The sequence below is a fragment of the Serratia oryzae genome, from assembly GCF_001976145.1.
GTDB classification, from domain to species: domain Bacteria; phylum Pseudomonadota; class Gammaproteobacteria; order Enterobacterales; family Enterobacteriaceae; genus Chania; species Chania oryzae.
On the sequence record NZ_MOXD01000014.1, the window covers coordinates 1 to 16540 of the forward strand.

The following is a 16540-nucleotide window of genomic DNA, read 5'->3' on the forward strand; positions in this document are numbered from 1 at the left end:
TCAGAAGTGAAACGCCGTAGCGCCGATGGTAGTGTGGGGTCTCCCCATGCGAGAGTAGGACACTGCCAGGCATCAAACAAGCAAAAGGCCATCCGCAAGGATGGCCTTTTTGCGTTTAAGATGCCCTCAAGTTTAACAGCTTTACTTATTCCCTCGTTTGTTTAGCCACTGAGTAATAAATATGGCGATCTCTTCAGGTTGATTGATATCCAATTGATGCATCATACCCTCTATTTTTTTATCACTAGCCACGGCAATAACATATTTATCCAGCATACTTTCAAGCTTTTTCCCTACCTCTTCGCGGTAAAGAATGATTTTACTGATAGGTTCATGTTTGAATCCTTCCACCAGAATTAAATCGACTTTGCTACTGTCAAACCTGCTGGCCAAGTAAGCTAAATCCAGCGGCTGCTGCTCAGGGGTTTCGGTCATTAATGCCCAGCGCCGATCGTTGGCCACCAGTGTCTGACTTGCACCAGATTTGCGTAATTCGTAACTGTCCTTGCCTGGCGTATCGACATCCATATCATGATGAGTATGTTTAATCAGCCCAACCCGTATCTGCTGCTGTTTCAATAAAGGAATTAATTGCTTGAGCAGCGTCGTTTTTCCTGTACCACTGTAAGCGGCGATCGCGAGTAAAGGCGGTAATGAACTAACCATCAATGGCCCCTTTTTCTCGCAACCATTGTTGGCAATCTTCGGGCGTATTTAAATTACGAAATGCCTGTTGCTGGTTATTGAATATAACCTGCTGCGCGCCTATGGCTGCCATAAACAGCATAAGTTTACGTTCACCACGGGCCAGATAGTCCGTCAAGTTATTCAACAGACTGGCATGCAGTAATGCGAATGTGGGGTGTGCCCGCTCGCCGTCACTGGCATAAGCCGCTAGGGCTGTGCCTCTATGCTGCCATAGCTGTTCAACCAAATTATGGGGGAGTTCTGGTACATCACAGGGGGCGCAAACTATCCACTCGGTATTGGCATAGTGAAGCCCTGCCAGTATGCCCGCTAACGGGCCGGGGAAGCCTACCGTCAGGTCGCTTACTACAGGTAAGCCACTTTCTCTGTAACGTTGCTGATTGCGGTTTGCGCTGATGATAAGGTTACCCACTTGCGGAGCTAACCGCACCAACACGTGCTGGTACAATGCCTTATCACCCAGTTGAATCAGCCCCTTATCTTCCCCCGCCATGCGGGTAGAACGTCCACCAGCCAGAATAACGCCGGTTATTTCTTTATGCATAGTTCATCACTCTGCTCCACCTAATGCACTGATTGTAGCGCTAAACCTGCTTGAAGAGGGGGATTTACTTTTATTGACAAGCTGGTTCTTTCACTGTGTGAGTAAGCCTGCTACTTTGTGAGTTTATTCACTTCACTGGATGATATTGATATGAAAACGCATCGCGTAAACGAGTTGATTGAGCTGCTCCACCCAGCCTGGCAACAGGATCCGGACCTCAACCTAATTCAGTTTCTGCAAAAGCTGGCGCAGGAGGCGGGTTTTCAAGGTGACTTGGCAGATTTAAGCGATGATATTTTGATTTATCATCTTAAAATGCGCGGTAGCGCTGGCACCGAGCAGATCCCAGGCCTAAAGAAAGATTACGAAGAAGATTTCAAAACCGCATTGCTGCGTGCCCGTGGCGTTATTAAAGACTAGCATTCATCAGGTGCAGTCATCCAGTGGTGATGATTGATGCTACTATTGCTCATACTTGGCACGGTGTTGTTATCTGGCGAACTGAATGGCTGTTATGAATAATTCTGCTTTTAATTTTGCAACCCTTTCTCCCGATCTGATTATGGATGCGTTGGAAGGGATTGGTTTGCGTGTGGATTCCGGGCTGACGGCGCTGAACAGTTATGAAAACCGCGTTTATCAGTTTATGGATGAAGATCGCCAGCGTTACGTGGTTAAATTTTATCGGCCAGAGCGTTGGAGTGCGGAACAAATTGGTGAAGAGCATCAGTTTGCCCTTGAGCTATCCCAAGCGGAAATCCCGGCTGTTGCACCACTGGTGTTGCAGGGTAATACCCTACATACCCAGGATGGCTTCTTTTTTACCGTCTTTCCCAGTGTGGGCGGTCGGCAATATGAGATAGACAGTCTTGAACAACTGGAGTGGGTTGGGCGTTTCCTTGGCCGTATTCATCAGGTGGGTAGCGAAAGGCTATTTGCAGAGCGCCCGACTATCGGCGTTGAAGAGTATCTCACTGCTCCACGGCAGGTTTTGGAGAACTGTACTTTAGTGCCCAAGGCCCAGCGCGATACTTTTTTAAATGCCGTGGATCATCTGATTGCTATCATCAAGCAGCATTGGCAATTGGATTGGCAGCCATTGCGTTTGCACGGGGATTGTCATCCAGGCAATATTCTGTGGCGCGATGGGCCATTGTTCGTCGATCTGGATGATGCGCGTAATGGGCCGGCAGTGCAGGATCTGTGGATGCTGTTACACGGTGAACGCCGCGATCGGTTGATGCAATTGGATATCTTGCTGGAAGCCTACGGTGAATTTGCCGAGTTTGATCAGCGTGAATTAGCGTTAATTGAGCCGTTGCGGGCGATGCGTATGGTGTACTACCTGGCATGGGTCGCTCGTCGTTGGCAGGATCCCGCGTTTCCTAAAAGTTTTCCGTGGATGGCGGAGTCTGATTTCTGGTTATCTCAGACTGCGGCATTTACTGAACAGGTTAAGCTGTTGCAGGAACCTCCTCTGCAGCTGATGCCAATGTATTGAAGCTTTAACATAATGGAGAGTTTAGTTTTATGAAGAAAATATGGTTATCACTCATTGGCATGATGATGGCGTTCAGTGTTTCCGCGGCACAGGTTAGTGACAGTTCCCCATCTGTCTCTTTGGATAAAGTTGTGAAAAACGAGCCACAAGTACTCAGTGCCTCTGCTGCACAATTCAGTGATGGTGCTCAGTATGTCACCTTAGACAAACCAGTGACCGGTGAGCCGCAGGTATTGGAGTTTTTCTCCTTCTACTGCCCACACTGCTACCAGTTTGAAGAGGTTTATCACGTTTCTGATAGCGTGAAGAAAGTCTTGCCAGCCGGCACTAAAATGACCAAGTACCATGTCGAATTCCTGGGGCCATTGGGCAAACAGATGACTCAAGCATGGGCTGTGGCGATGGCCTTAGGTGTGGAAGACAAAATCACTCCACTGATGTTTGAAGCCGTACAGAAAACCCAAACGGTACAAACGCCAGATGATATCCGTAATGTTTTCGTGAAAGCGGGTGTTAGTGCTGAGGATTATGATGCGGCTCTGAACAGCTTTGTTGTGAAATCCTTGGTGGTTCAGCAACAAAAAGCGGCTGAAGATCTGCAATTGCGTGGCGTACCGGCAATGTTTGTTAACGGCAAATATATGGTTAAGCCCGATGGTTTGGATACCAGCTCAATGGAGGCTTACGTGAAGCAATTTGCTGAAGTCGTGAAATTCCTGAGCGAAAAGAAATAACCTGTAAATGCACTGAAGAACGCCGGTAAATCCGGCGTTTTTAGCGGTATTGGCGCCTGAGTTTATCAAGCTGGCGATCTTTCTCCAGCCATAATGTATTCAGCCAAAGCTGGAATTTGCGCTTGAACCCTTTATCGTTGAAGTAATCCCCGCGCAGTGTTTCATCCACCGGCAGGCATTCAATTCTTACCACCACGCGTTTCATACGGCCGCCTAGCATATCGATAAACGGATGCGCCTGGTTATCTGGATAGAACAGGGTCACATTTAATACTTTATCAAATTGGTTACCAAGCGTGCTGAGCGTGAAGGCAATACCCGCGGCTTTGGGGGCCAGCAAATGGCGGTAAGGAGATTGCGTTTTGATTCTTTTCGCTTCGGTAAAACGTGAGCCTTCAACGAAGTTAACAATCGTTGTCGGGCGTTGACGAAATTTCTCACAGGAGCGACGTGTGGTTTCGATATCCTGCCCGCGTTTTTCTGGATGCTTTAACAAATAGGCGCGCGAATAGCGTTTCATGAATGGCATATCCAATGCCCAGCATGCCAGACCAACGAAGGGGATCCAGGCTAGCTGTTGTTTGAGGAAATACTTATTCATCGGTATGTGATTACGGAAGATCACGCACAGCACAACAATGTCAGACCAACTTTGGTGATTACCGATAAGCAGATACCAATTCTTTTTTTCCAACCCCTTCAGGCCGTTAATATCCCATTGTATATCTGGGTTAACTCTGAGTAGCAGCGCTAGGCTTTGGCACCAACACCACATCATGCTATCGGCAAACGTGGAGATTCGCCGCCAGAGAGCGGGAACAGGAACCAACAGTTTAATAACACTGGCTAGAACGATAGGAAGGGAACATAACACCGTCACCAAGATAGCAAGCAGTGAAGAAATGATAAAAATTACAATGGATAACAATTTTGGCATGAGTTAGTGCTGACGGTTAATGAGAACATCGTTACATATGCTGGTACGAATGAAAAAAAGTATTTTAACAGAAACTGAAGGAAGATAACGCTGCTGAAAGTCAGCGTTTTGGCCACGAAGAAATAGCGGTGTGCGTCTCGCCCGTGCAGATTTTTAATCTTGTACTATGGTTATTGAGGCATTTAAATTGATTATTTGTGCTGTTAAAAATTGGTTTAAGTTATATCCACAAATTGCTTGAAAGATGATTAATATCAAAGCATAAAAAAATTTATTTTAACGCAATGATTTAATTGTGATTTTTATTTTTAATTATAACAACAAATCTGTTGTTATAATTCGCTATCTTTTCTATGCACAAAGTTATCCACAGGCAGGATCTTGCGGATCGCTTCGCATAATCTCATCAAAAATGCACGCTAAGGTTCGTCAGCAGCGGCTAGCTATGGCATGCTTACCGCAGTCTTTTCACGAATAAAGAAACGCTCATGGCCCAGATTGCAGAAAACCCACTCATCCTGGTAGATGGTTCCTCCTACCTCTACCGTGCTTATCATGCTTTCCCACCGCTGACTAACTCCGTTGGCGAACCGACCGGGGCGATGTACGGGGTGCTGAATATGCTGCGCAGCCTGCTTTTGCAGTACACTCCGAGCCACGTAGCGGTAGTATTCGATGCCAAAGGTAAAACCTTCCGTGATGATCTGTTTGCCGCTTATAAATCACATCGGCCACCGATGCCGGATGATTTGCGGGCGCAAATCGAGCCCCTGCACCAAATGGTGAAAGCCATGGGGTTGCCGCTGATTGTAACGCCTGGCGTAGAAGCAGATGACGTGATTGGAACCTTGGCACAAGAGGCGGAAAAGGCCGGTCATGCGGTTTTGATCAGCACGGGTGACAAAGATATGGCGCAGTTGGTAACGCCGAATATCACCTTAATCAACACCATGAACAATACGATCCTTGGCCCGCAGGAAGTGTGTGAAAAATACGGCATTCCTCCGGAGCTGATTATCGATTTCCTGGCGCTGATGGGGGACTCGTCAGATAACATACCTGGTGTGCCCGGTGTGGGTGAGAAAACCGCTCAGGCGTTGCTGCAAGGGCTAGGAGGGCTGGATGCGCTCTATGCTAACCTCGACAGCATTGCCACCTTGAGTTTCCGTGGTGCCAAAACCATGGCTGCGAAACTGGAGCAGAATAAAGAGGTGGCGTACCTCTCTTATCAGTTGGCAACGATTAAAACCGACGTTGAACTGGAGCTCAGCTGTGGTGAACTGCAGGTGAGCCAGCCGGACGTTGATCAATTGCAGGCACTGTTTAAGCGATACGAATTCAAGCGCTGGATGGCTGATGTTGAAGCGGGTACCTGGCTGGAAAACAAAGGTAGCGCACGTAAAGCCGTTAGCGGAGCCAAACCGGCTGCAGTCGCTGATACACCTAAGGTGGCAAGTGAAGCCACGCTATCGCAAGAGGGCTATGTCACGATCCTTGATGAGGAAACCTTTGCTGATTGGATCGAGCGCCTGAAAAAAGCGGACGTATTTGCTTTTGATACCGAGACTGATGGCCTGGATACCTTAACTGCCAATCTGATTGGTTTATCCTTTGCCATTGAGCCGGGCGTAGCGGCCTATTTGCCGGTCGCACATGATTACCTTGATGCTCCCCCTCAATTGGATCGTGCCCAGGTGTTGGCGGCCCTGAAGCCGCTGCTGGAAGATGACAAGGCGCTGAAGGTCGGGCAGAACCTGAAGTTTGATAAGAGCCTTCTGGCGCGCTATGGAATCGATCTGCGTGGTATTGCTTATGACACTATGCTTGAGTCCTACGTACTGGACAGCGTCAGTGGCCGTCATGATATGGACAGCCTGGCCGATCGCTACCTTGGTCATAAAACCATTACCTTCGAAGAGATTGCTGGTAAAGGCAAAAATCAGCTGACTTTCAATCAGATCGCCCTTGAGCAGGCAGGGCTTTACGCCGCTGAAGATGCTGACGTTACGCTACAGCTACATTTGGCAATGTGGCCAAAACTGAAGGAAAGTGAAGGCCTGCTGAGGGTATTCAATGAAATTGAAATGCCACTGCTGCCGGTGCTTTCCCATATCGAACGAACCGGTGTACTGATCGATCAAAACATTCTGGCGGCGCATTCCAAAGAGCTGACCAAACGCCTGGCCGAGCTTGAAGTGCAAGCGCATGAATTGGCTGAAGAGCCATTTAATCTGGCTTCAACCAAGCAGCTACAGGCCATTTTGTATGAAAAACAAAAATTACCCATTTTGAAGAAAACCCCCGGTGGTGCACCTTCGACTAATGAAGAGGTTTTGGCCGAGCTGGCGCTTGATTATCCGTTACCAAAAGTGCTGCTGGAATATCGTGGCTTGGCGAAACTGAAAACCACCTATACCGACAAACTACCGCTGATGATTAATCCGGTTAGCGGGCGGGTGCATACTTCTTATCATCAGGCTGTGACGGCAACGGGGCGTCTTTCTTCCAGCGATCCGAACCTGCAGAACATCCCGGTGCGTAACGACGAAGGCCGGCGTATCCGCCAAGCGTTTATTGCGCCAGAAGGTTATCGCATTGTTGCTGCCGACTACTCGCAGATTGAGTTGCGCATCATGGCTCACTTGTCGCAGGACGAGGGTTTGCTGAAGGCTTTTGCTGAGGGCAAAGATATTCACCGTGCAACAGCCGCAGAGGTGTTTGGTTTGCCGCTTGATAAAGTGACCAGCGAACAGCGCCGCAGTGCCAAGGCAATTAACTTTGGTCTGATTTACGGGATGAGTGCGTTTGGTTTGGCGCGTCAGTTGGGGATCCCGCGTGGCGAAGCACAGCGCTATATGGATCTCTACTTTGAACGCTACCCGGGTGTGTTGGAATATATGGAACGCACACGCCACCAGGCTTCCGAGCAGGGTTATGTCAGCACGCTGGATGGCCGTCGGCTGTATCTGCCGGACGTACGTTCCAGTAATGCGATGCGCCGCAAGGCTGCCGAAAGGGCGGCGATTAATGCCCCAATGCAGGGTACTGCCGCGGATATCATCAAGCGGGCAATGATTGAAGTGGATGCCTGGTTGCAGGCGCAGGAAAAACCGTTAGTGCGCATGATCATGCAGGTACATGATGAATTGGTGTTTGAAGTGCACGAGTCAGCCATTGAAGAGGCGAGCCTGCGCATTCACGAGCTGATGGAGGGCAGCATGAAGCTGGCTGTGCCACTGAAGGTGGATATCGGCGTCGGGAAAAACTGGGATGAAGCCCACTGATTGCGTTATCGCGTTTGTCAGAGGTGTACGCCTAACTGGCGATAACCTAAGCAGTTTTCGTAATTAAGCTACAATATACGGCGATTGTTTCTCTAATATCGCCGTTCTTAGTCCTTTTTTCGTGTAACTAAACTACAAAAAATTCTTTTGCACCGTGAAAAAATGATGTAGAGTTACAGGCGTAGGGTACAGAGGTAAGATGTTCTATCTTTCAGACCTTTTACTTCACGTAATCGGATTTGGCTGAATATTAGCCGCCCCAGTCGTTTTTGACTGGGGCGTTTTTTATTGTATAAACAAAGGCCCGCATAGATTCTTCCCTTAGCTTTCTCCGCTTATTCCTTCTTTGCCAACTCTCTCTCACCATTTGCTTCTGTCTGTATTCGTTACTCAATGAGCCATAAGTGTTTCTGATGGCTTTTAGTCAGAAATGTAACTGGATAACAAGTAGTGAATGGCGCACATAAAAAAACCGATGTCTCAGCATCGGCTTTTTACCCACAATCAGCGGTTACTCCCCACTAGTGTCGTCTTCTTCAGGCAGAACCTCGGGTGGGATCTCATTAAACCAGGTGTTCAGCTTTTGGCTCAGTTTGTCGACACCGATTTTTTTCGGTGATGAGAACGCTTCAACCTGAATATCCCCCATAAATGGCTGTACTGCCTCGCGCACCATATTGAGCTGTGCCTTACGTGCCCCGGACGCCAGTTTGTCGGCTTTGGTCAGCAGCACCAACACCGGGGTGCCGACATCAACGGCCCATTGAATCATCTGCTGGTCGAGATCTTTCAGCGGGTGGCGGATATCCATCAGTACCACCAAGCCTTTCAGACAGTTGCGCATCTGCAGGTATTCGCCCAGTGCCCGCTGCCATTTGCGTTTCATCTCTTCAGGGACTTCTGCATAGCCATAGCCAGGCAAATCCACCAGACGAATGCCTTCTTCCACCTCAAACAGGTTTATCAATTGGGTACGACCAGGGGTTTTACTGGTACGAGCCAGGCTTTTCTGATTGGTCAGGGTATTCAACGCACTTGACTTACCGGCATTGGAACGGCCAGCAAATGCGACTTCAATACCTTCATCCCCCGGAAGGTGGCGAATATCGGGCGCACTGATGACGAAGTGGGTCATATGATAATTGTAATTCTTGCTGGTCAACGTTTTCGTCTCCGTGAGGATGGCTATCTGGTGGGCGATTATAACTGCATCGGTATCAAAATGGTGTTTTTCTCGGTTTTAATGCGTTTAGCGAGTAGTCCATTCCAGCAAATTGGCTCCTGTCGTGTAAGACATTTGCCATTCCAATAGAGGGTAATGTCTCTTTATTTAAATGTTCATTTATTTTTTTTGTTTAAAAAACAAATTGTTAGTTATTTTATGGCGAAAATATCACTGTAAGTCTGTTGTAGGTACCTTGAGTACAATTCCTAAAGGCGTAAAGTAGCTCTCAACGCAGGACGCAAAGGAAACAGGAACATCCAGGAAGGGTGATAAATCTCATGGAATACACAGGGCGTGTAATGAGTATCAGGATGATTTCAGATGGAATTGAACTATTTGTACCGGAGTGTACGAATAGCATATGGATGGTGAAGTAACTGCAATTTGGATGCATGCGGGAAGCGCGCTCAGGAAGGGCGAAGGCTAACGGATTGCACTAGGGACGAATTTCCTTTTCAGGATGAAGGCATAGTTGCAGGGAATGCGGTTATAGCAGATGGAAAAACCGGGACGTTGAGTGTACGCACGGAGCGCGTAGCAGGAATATCCTTCAATTGAAGGTGCGAAATAGGCGGCAGGTTTAACCTGCCGCCTTTTTTCTTTGTCTACTTTCTGCTAGATTCCGCCGCAATCGTATAGCAATTCTATACCCAAAATAATTCGAGTTGCAGGAAGGCGGCGACGCAGTGAATCCCCAGGAGCTTACTCAAGTAAGTGACTGGGGTGAGCGAGGAAAGCCAACGCACATGCAACTTGAAGTATGAAGGGTATATACTGAATCTACCCACCTAAGAGCACACGCCATGAACCAACCATCAAAAGCACCTCGCGCCCCACGCAGCAGCGCGGCGACGCCAAAAAGTAAAAAGAAAAGCCGTGTGGAGCTCGATCAGGAAGCTCGTGAGCGCAAGCGTCTGAAAAAACGCCGTGGTCATGCTTCTGGTTCACGCACCCAGGTTGAATCTGCCAACCAGAAAAACAAAGCAGCGGAGCAGCCCAAAGATCCACGTATTGGCAGCAAAGTGCCAGTCGCACTGGTGGTTGATGCTAAAGCGAAGGCTAAACCGCAGCCAAAACCCAAGGCTGCAGCCAAGCCTCGTTTGACGCCAGAAGAAGAATTGGCGAAGCTGGAAAATGACGAACGTCTGGATGCATTGCTGGATCGCCTGGATGATGGTGACACCCTGAATGCAGAAGATCAGGCATATGTTGAACAAACGCTGGATCGTATCGATGCTCTGATGGAGCAATTAGGCATCGAATTGGGCGATGAAGATGATGAAGTGGAAGAGAAGCAGGAAGACATCCTGAAGCTGCTGAAAAGCGGTAACCCAAAAGACGTATTTTAACGTGACATGTGGTTGATCCTGGTAATAGCCCTACTATTGACATGTTATCTACTGTGGTTATTCGGTAAACTATGGCGGTTGTCGAAACGCAAAGCGCGTTTTCGCAGCGCTTCCGTGGCCAGACAGCGTAGATCACTGCCCATTTCCCGGCCCGGTAGGAAAAAGAGACCCAATAGATTTTAAGTTACAGGTGGGCGGTAAATCTCTGCAGCTTAAAAGATGAAGGGGTGATCGGAAGGAGTGAGCGAGCATGTCAGAACAGGCGATAGTCTGGGATTTGGCCCTGATCCAAAAGTATAATTACTCGGGGCCGCGTTATACCTCATACCCTACAGCGCTGGAGTTTAACCAGAGCTACGACGAAGTGGCGTTTAAACGCGCCGCCGCGCGTTATCCTGAGCGCCCGCTGTCGCTGTATGTGCATATTCCTTTCTGTCACAAGCTCTGCTATTTCTGCGGCTGCAATAAATTGGTGACACGCCAAACTCACAAGGCGGATGAATATCTGGCGGTGTTGGCGCGCGAGATTGCTGCCCGTGCGCCGCTGTTTGCAGGCCGTAAGGTTAATCAGATGCACTGGGGCGGCGGAACGCCAACTTACCTCAGCAAACAGCAAATCAGCCGGTTGATGGCCACGTTGCGCCAGCATTTTGATTTCCTGCCGGATGCGGAGATGTCGATCGAGGTTGATCCGCGCGAAATTGAGCTGGATGTGCTGGATCATTTACGTGCTGAGGGGTTCAATCGCCTGAGCATGGGGGTGCAGGACTTCAATAAAGAAGTGCAGCGCCTGGTGAACCGTGAACAGAACGAAGACTTTATCTTCGCGCTGATCGCTCGTGCTAAAGCGCTGGGGTTCAACTCCACCAATATCGATCTGATTTATGGCCTGCCAAAGCAGACGCCGGAAAGCTTTGCCTTCACGCTGCAGCGCGTGGCGGAACTGAACCCGGATCGCCTGAGCGTATTCAACTACGCACATTTGCCGAACCTGTTTGCCGCGCAGCGTAAAATCAAAGATGCTGACTTGCCGAGTGCGCAGCAGAAACTCGACATTTTGCAGCAAACCATCGCTTCGCTGACCGAATCGGGTTACCAGTTTATCGGTATGGATCACTTTGCTCGGCCGAATGACGAACTGGCGGTCGCTCAACGTGAAGGCAAGTTGCACCGCAACTTCCAGGGTTACACCACTCAAGGGGACAGCGATCTGCTGGGCCTGGGGGTTTCTGCCATCAGTATGCTTGGCGACAGCTACGCGCAGAACCAGAAAGAGCTCAAGGTGTATTACGCCGATGTGCAAGAGCGTGGCAATGCGCTCTGGCGTGGCTTGGCAATGACGGAAGACGACTGTCTGCGTCGTGATGTGATCAAAACTTTGATTTGTAATTTCCAGCTTAGCTATCAGCCGATTGAGCAGCAGTATGGGATCACATTTGCGGATTATTTCGTGCCAGATCTAGAGCTGTTGGCTCCGTTTGAACGCGATGGGCTGGTGGTGCGTGATGAACAGGGTATCCGTGTCACGCCGCGCGGGCGTTTGCTGATCCGCAATATCTGCATGTGTTTTGATATTTACTTGCGTAAGCAGGCGCGTACTCAGCAGTTTTCTCGGGTGATTTGATGTTTAAAATAACAGCCGCATTTGCGGCTGTTATTTTAATTGAAGAAATTGATCAGTGCGGCGCACAGTACCGCGGCAAAGGCTGCCTGCGGCGTGTGGCTGACGGCAGAACTGACGTCTGCGCCATGGGTAATAAAGACGATAAGAGAATCCAACATCAAACAGCCTCCTGAGTTTGCGACTCGATCATACTGCTGTCGCATGCTCTGTAAAGTCTCAATTTGGCTGTTTTTTGTGCGCTCGATTATGTTTTTACTATCAAGCGCACGGATTACTCCATCCCCAATTCTTTCAATTTCCGCGTTAGCGTATTCCTACCCCATCCCAGCAGGCGGGCGGCCTCCTGTTTGTGCCCCTGCGTATGGCGCAAGGCGGTGGTAAGCAGGGTTCGTTCCATTTCGGGCTGAGCTTCTGACAGCAGATTTTGATGCCCGGAACGCAGCGCGCGATCGGCCCACTGTGCCAGCAGAGTCGCCCAACTGTCCGGCAGGCTGTGGCCAGCGGATTCTGGCGCGCTGGTTTCAAACAGCTCGCTTGGCAGATCCTGAATCAGCACCTCTTGCCCGGCGGCCATCACCGTTAACCAGCGGCAGGTATTCTCCAACTGGCGCACGTTGCCTGGCCATGGCAGGCGGGTGAGGGCGGTTTCGGTTTCCGGGTGCAGATTTTTTGCTTCCACGCCCAGTTCTTTGGCGGCGACCTGCAGGAAATGGCGGGCCAGGCGGGGAATATCTTCCCGGCGCTCGCGCAGCGGCGGCAGGTGCACCCTGATCACGTTCAGACGATGGAACAGATCTTCGCGGAACTTACCTTCTTGCACCCGTAGCTCCAGGTTCTGGTGGGTGGCGGCAATAATGCGCACATCCACCTTGACCGGAGCATAGCCCCCAACGCGATAAAATTGGCCGTCTGCCAGCACGCGCAGCAAGCGGGTTTGTACATCCAGCGGCATATCACCGATTTCATCCAGGAACAGCGTACCGCCGTCAGCCTGCTCAAAGCGCCCCTGGCGGATCTGGTTGGCACCGGTAAACGCCCCTTTTTCATGGCCGAACAGCTCGGACTCGATCAGGTCTTTAGGAATCGCCGCCATATTCAGGGCGATAAACGGGGATTTAGCGCGCGGGCTGTGGCGGTGCAGCGCATGGGCGACCAGCTCTTTACCGGTTCCCGATTCACCGTTGATCAACACGCTGATGGATGAACGCGACAGGCGGCCGATAATGCGGAACACGTCCTGCATCGCTGGCGCTTCACCAATGATATCGGCTGCCGGATCGCTGATCGGCTGGCTGCGTGCCGGTTGCTGCTGTTCCTGATAATGGCTGATGGCGCGCTCTACCAGCGCAACGGCCTCGTCGATATCAAAGGGTTTCGGCAGATAATCAAACGCGCCTTGCTGGTAGGCGCTGACGGCAGCATCCAGGTCCGAATGCGCGGTCATTATGATGACCGGAAGCATTGGGTGGCGCTGTTTTATCTGCTTGAGCAGCGCCAAGCCATCCATACCAGGCATACGGATGTCAGACAACAGTACGTCGGGAGTTTGCGTGGCAAGCTGTTCCAGCACTTGATGGCCACTTTCGAAGGTGACGCAGCTAACGCTGGCTCCAGTGAGCGCGCGTTCAAGCACCCAGCGGATGGAGCTATCGTCATCGACGATCCAGACTATCCCTCGTTGCATAGCAAACCTCACTGGCGAATAGGCAGGTAGACCGAGAATTCGGTATGTCCTGGCCAACTGTTAAATTCAATTTTTCCGCAATGCTGATCGATAAGATTACGGGCGATAGACAATCCCAGGCCGGTCCCCCCCTCGCGGCCACTGACCATCGGGTAAAACAGGGTATCTTGCAGCAGCGCCGGGACGCCGGGGCCGTCATCTTCGATATCGATGCGTGCTGCCAACCGATAACGCGTACCGTGCAAAGTGATCTGAAACGCGGTGCGCGTACGCAGCGTGATGGTGCCGCCTGCTTGACCCAGCGCCTGCAGAGCGTTGCGGGTGATGTTGAGCAAAACCTGTTCTATCTGATCCGGATCGTGCGCCAGCTCTGGCAGGCTGGGGTCGTAATCACGCACCAGCGTGACGTTATCCGGTTTTTCCAACGACACCAACTGGCAAACGCGTTCTGCAACCTGATGAATACTTTGGGTAATATGTTGCCCAGGCCGCTGCGGCCCCAACAGGCGATCCACCAGATTACGCAGCCGATCGGCCTGTTCAATGATCACCTTGGTGTATTCGGTCAGCACCGGGTCGGGCAGCGCTTTGGCCAGCAACTGTGCTGCGCCGCGCAGGCCGCCGAGTGGGTTCTTGATTTCATGTGCCAATCCGCGCACCAGATCGCGCGCTGCCACTTGCTGAGCGTGCTGTAGCTGCTCCTGGCTTAGGCGGCGCTGGTTATCCATTGGTGCCAGCTCGATCAGGATAAAGCCTTCCGGCAGTGCCTGGGCGGTCAGAGAGAGAATATGTGCGCGGCTGTCGATCACCAAGGTGACTTCATTATCGGTGAAGCCTTGGCCAGCATTGAGGCTCTCACGCATCAGCTCGATGTTGAGCGAAAAATAGCCCAGCAGTTCAGGCAGTGGCGTACCGAAAAGTTTACGGGAACTCTGGGCCAGCAGCTGCTGTGCCGCCGGGTTGGCATAATGAACAGCAAGCCGATCGTCCAACAGCAGGATGCTATTGATAAGAGAATTGAGGATCTGCCCAGCGTCGGGTAGCTTGCCAGTTGCCATATATGCCCTTTATCTTTCAAGGCACAGCGTTGTTGGCCGGCCTTGTTCACCGCGGTTATTTTGCTGACCAAGCTTCAGGGGATGTGCTCGGTTGCTAGTCTGGCCCCATGAAACTCCTTGGGCACAGCAGACTTCTGCACCTTTTTAGTGCATCCATCCTACTCCATCCTGCACTATCGCGGTATGAAATAGTTTAGAAAATACAGTGGAGAAAAAAGCCCATCAGAGATGGGCTAAAAAGTTTCCACGGCAACAAAAAAACGGCAACTGAACCGGTGCGCCATCGACAGATGGCGCAAGGTCTCATTTAAACGCTGTAGTACAATTCAAACTCTACTGGGTGCGGCGTCATGCGAACGCGGTCCATCTCTTCTTTACGCAGTTCAATGTAAGCATCGATCGCATCGTCGGTGAACACGCCGCCACGGGTCAGGAACTCGCGGTCTTCGTTCAGTGCAGCCATGGCTTCATCCAGAGAACCAGCCACTTTTGGAATCTCGGCTTCTTCTTCCGGCGGCAGGTCATACAGGTTTTTATCCATGGCATCGCCAGGGTGGATCTTGTTGATGATGCCGTCCAGGCCAGCCATCAGCAGTGCGGCGAAGCACAGGTATGGGTTAGCCGCTGGATCCGGGAAGCGAGCTTCAATACGGCGCGCTTTCGGGCTGGCAACCACTGGGATACGGATAGACGCTGAACGGTTACGGGCAGAATAAGCCAGCATCACCGGTGCTTCATAACCTGGCACCAAACGCTTGTAAGAGTTGGTGGTTGGGTTTGCCAGGGCGTTGATCGCTTTGGCGTGCTTGATGATACCGCCGATGTAGAACAGCGCGATGTCAGACAGGCCGCCGTATTTGTCGCCAGCGAACAGGTTGGTCCCGTTCTTGGACAGCGACATGTGGCAGTGCATACCGGAACCGTTATCACCGAACATCGGTTTTGGCATAAAGGTTGCGGTTTTACCAAATGCGTGAGCCACGTTGTGCACCACGTATTTGTAGATTTGGATTTCGTCGGCTTTCTTGGTCATGGTGTTGAAGCGGGTTGCCACTTCGTTCTGACCGGCGGTAGCCACTTCGTGGTGGTGAGCTTCAACCACCAGGCCCATTTCTTCCATGGTCAAACACATGGTAGAGCGGATGTCCTGTGAAGAATCAACCGGTGGTACTGGGAAGTAACCGCCTTTCACCGCTGGACGGTGGCCTTTGTTACCGCCTTCGTATTTGGTGCTGGTGTTCCAGGCGCCTTCAATGTCATCAATGCTCACGTGGGAACCACGGATGCTGCTGCCGAAACGCACGTCGTCAAACAGGAAGAACTCTGGCTCTGGCCCGAACAGCACGGTATCGGCGATGCCGGAAGAACGCAGGAAATCTTCTGCACGCTTGGAGATCGAACGCGGGTCACGGTCATAGCCCTGCATGGTGCCAGGCTCAAGGATGTCACAGCGAATGATCAGCGTAGATTCTTCAAAGAACGGATCCAGAACCGCCGTGCTGGCATCTGGCATCAGTACCATGTCAGATTCGTTGATGCCTTTCCAACCACCGATTGAGGAGCCGTCAAACATTTTACCTTCTTCGAAGAAGTCGGCATTTACCTGATGAGCAGGGATGGTGACGTGTTGTTCTTTACCCTTGGTGTCAGTGAAGCGCAGGTCTACAAATTTCACTTCATGCTCATTCAGCATCGTTAAAACGTGTTCAGCGGACATACTTAACTCTCCCGGATTTATCGTTGTCGTCGTCGTGGAACGAATCTGTGGAAACTGGCTTGATTTCGCCTTGTGTAGACTAAAGCGAAAACTGTGCCAACTTTTTAAAAGCGAAATAATCGCCTTTCTGCGCGGGTTTTACCCACCCGTAGTATGCACCACGGGTGGTGCAATG

At 50.7% G+C, this 16540-nt stretch carries 15 protein-coding genes; 7 read left to right on the top strand and 8 right to left on the bottom strand.

The window, feature by feature from the left end:
- Positions 1 to 141: 141 nt before the first annotated feature.
- Both mobB and mobA read right to left on the bottom strand, forming a co-directional pair.
- Positions 142 to 666, bottom strand: coding sequence for a molybdopterin-guanine dinucleotide biosynthesis protein MobB (gene mobB / locus BMI79_RS19985; RefSeq protein ID WP_076943902.1), 525 nt, complete (start codon positions 664 to 666; stop codon positions 142 to 144).
- Complete coding sequence (mobA, locus tag BMI79_RS19990) at positions 659 to 1252, bottom strand: molybdenum cofactor guanylyltransferase MobA (RefSeq protein WP_076943903.1); 594 nt, start codon at positions 1250 to 1252, stop codon at positions 659 to 661. The genes mobB and mobA overlap by 8 nt, the downstream gene beginning before the upstream one ends.
- Positions 1253 to 1402: 150 nt before the next feature.
- On the opposite strand from mobA, the gene BMI79_RS19995 reads away from it, so the two are divergent.
- The 3 genes from BMI79_RS19995 to dsbA all read left to right on the top strand — a co-directional run bounded on the left by BMI79_RS19995 (position 1403) and on the right by dsbA (position 3487).
- Complete coding sequence (locus BMI79_RS19995) at positions 1403 to 1672, top strand: YihD family protein (RefSeq protein WP_037400383.1); 270 nt, start codon at positions 1403 to 1405, stop codon at positions 1670 to 1672.
- A 94-nt stretch (positions 1673 to 1766) separates the two neighbouring features.
- Entirely contained in the window at positions 1767 to 2753 is a 987-nt protein-coding gene (locus BMI79_RS20000; protein ID WP_076944022.1) for a serine/threonine protein kinase, read from the top strand.
- Between the two features lie 29 nt (positions 2754 to 2782).
- Entirely contained in the window at positions 2783 to 3487 is a 705-nt protein-coding gene (gene dsbA, locus BMI79_RS20005) for a thiol:disulfide interchange protein DsbA (protein ID WP_076943904.1), read from the top strand.
- Between the two features lie 40 nt (positions 3488 to 3527).
- On the opposite strand, the gene BMI79_RS20010 is transcribed toward dsbA, so the two are convergent.
- The gene (locus BMI79_RS20010; protein WP_076943905.1) at positions 3528 to 4424 is read right to left on the bottom strand and encodes an acyltransferase; all 897 of its coding nucleotides are present in this window, start codon (positions 4422 to 4424) and stop codon (positions 3528 to 3530) included.
- A 488-nt stretch (positions 4425 to 4912) separates the two neighbouring features.
- Here BMI79_RS20010 and polA point away from each other — a divergent pair, with 488 nt between their 5' ends.
- Positions 4913 to 7708: a DNA polymerase I gene (gene polA, locus BMI79_RS20015; RefSeq protein WP_076943907.1), complete on the top strand. Its 2796-nt coding sequence runs from the start codon at positions 4913 to 4915 to the stop codon at positions 7706 to 7708.
- A 199-nt stretch (positions 7709 to 7907) separates the two neighbouring features.
- Complete coding sequence (gene spfP, locus BMI79_RS24690) at positions 7908 to 7955, top strand: small protein SpfP (protein ID WP_071892919.1); 48 nt, start codon at positions 7908 to 7910, stop codon at positions 7953 to 7955.
- A 264-nt stretch (positions 7956 to 8219) separates the two neighbouring features.
- On the opposite strand, the gene yihA is transcribed toward spfP, so the two are convergent.
- Entirely contained in the window at positions 8220 to 8870 is a 651-nt protein-coding gene (gene yihA / locus BMI79_RS20020) for a ribosome biogenesis GTP-binding protein YihA/YsxC (protein ID WP_076943908.1), read from the bottom strand.
- 866 nt (positions 8871 to 9736) lie between these two features.
- Here yihA and yihI point away from each other — a divergent pair.
- Both yihI and hemN read left to right on the top strand, forming a co-directional pair.
- Positions 9737 to 10282: a Der GTPase-activating protein YihI gene (gene yihI, locus BMI79_RS20030; RefSeq protein ID WP_076943909.1), complete on the top strand. Its 546-nt coding sequence runs from the start codon at positions 9737 to 9739 to the stop codon at positions 10280 to 10282.
- A 250-nt stretch (positions 10283 to 10532) separates the two neighbouring features.
- Positions 10533 to 11906, top strand: coding sequence for an oxygen-independent coproporphyrinogen III oxidase (gene hemN / locus BMI79_RS20040; protein WP_076943912.1), 1374 nt, complete (start codon positions 10533 to 10535; stop codon positions 11904 to 11906).
- Between the two features lie 35 nt (positions 11907 to 11941).
- Here the strand turns inward: hemN and BMI79_RS23725 are convergent, their stop codons facing one another.
- From BMI79_RS23725 to glnA, 4 genes are all read right to left on the bottom strand, one after another.
- Positions 11942 to 12064 carry a YshB family small membrane protein gene (locus tag BMI79_RS23725; protein ID WP_143555413.1) on the bottom strand — a complete coding sequence of 41 codons (123 nt, stop codon included), beginning with the start codon at positions 12062 to 12064 and terminating at the stop codon, positions 11942 to 11944.
- 113 nt (positions 12065 to 12177) lie between these two features.
- Positions 12178 to 13590: a nitrogen regulation protein NR(I) gene (gene glnG, locus BMI79_RS20045; RefSeq protein ID WP_076943913.1), complete on the bottom strand. Its 1413-nt coding sequence runs from the start codon at positions 13588 to 13590 to the stop codon at positions 12178 to 12180.
- Positions 13591 to 13598: 8 nt separating this feature from the next.
- Complete coding sequence (gene glnL, locus BMI79_RS20050) at positions 13599 to 14648, bottom strand: nitrogen regulation protein NR(II) (RefSeq protein ID WP_076943915.1); 1050 nt, start codon at positions 14646 to 14648, stop codon at positions 13599 to 13601.
- A gap of 307 nt (positions 14649 to 14955) precedes the next feature.
- A complete protein-coding gene (gene glnA / locus BMI79_RS20055; protein WP_076943916.1) occupies positions 14956 to 16365 on the bottom strand; it encodes a glutamate--ammonia ligase in 1410 nt (469 codons plus the stop codon).
- Positions 16366 to 16540 lie beyond the last annotated feature (175 nt).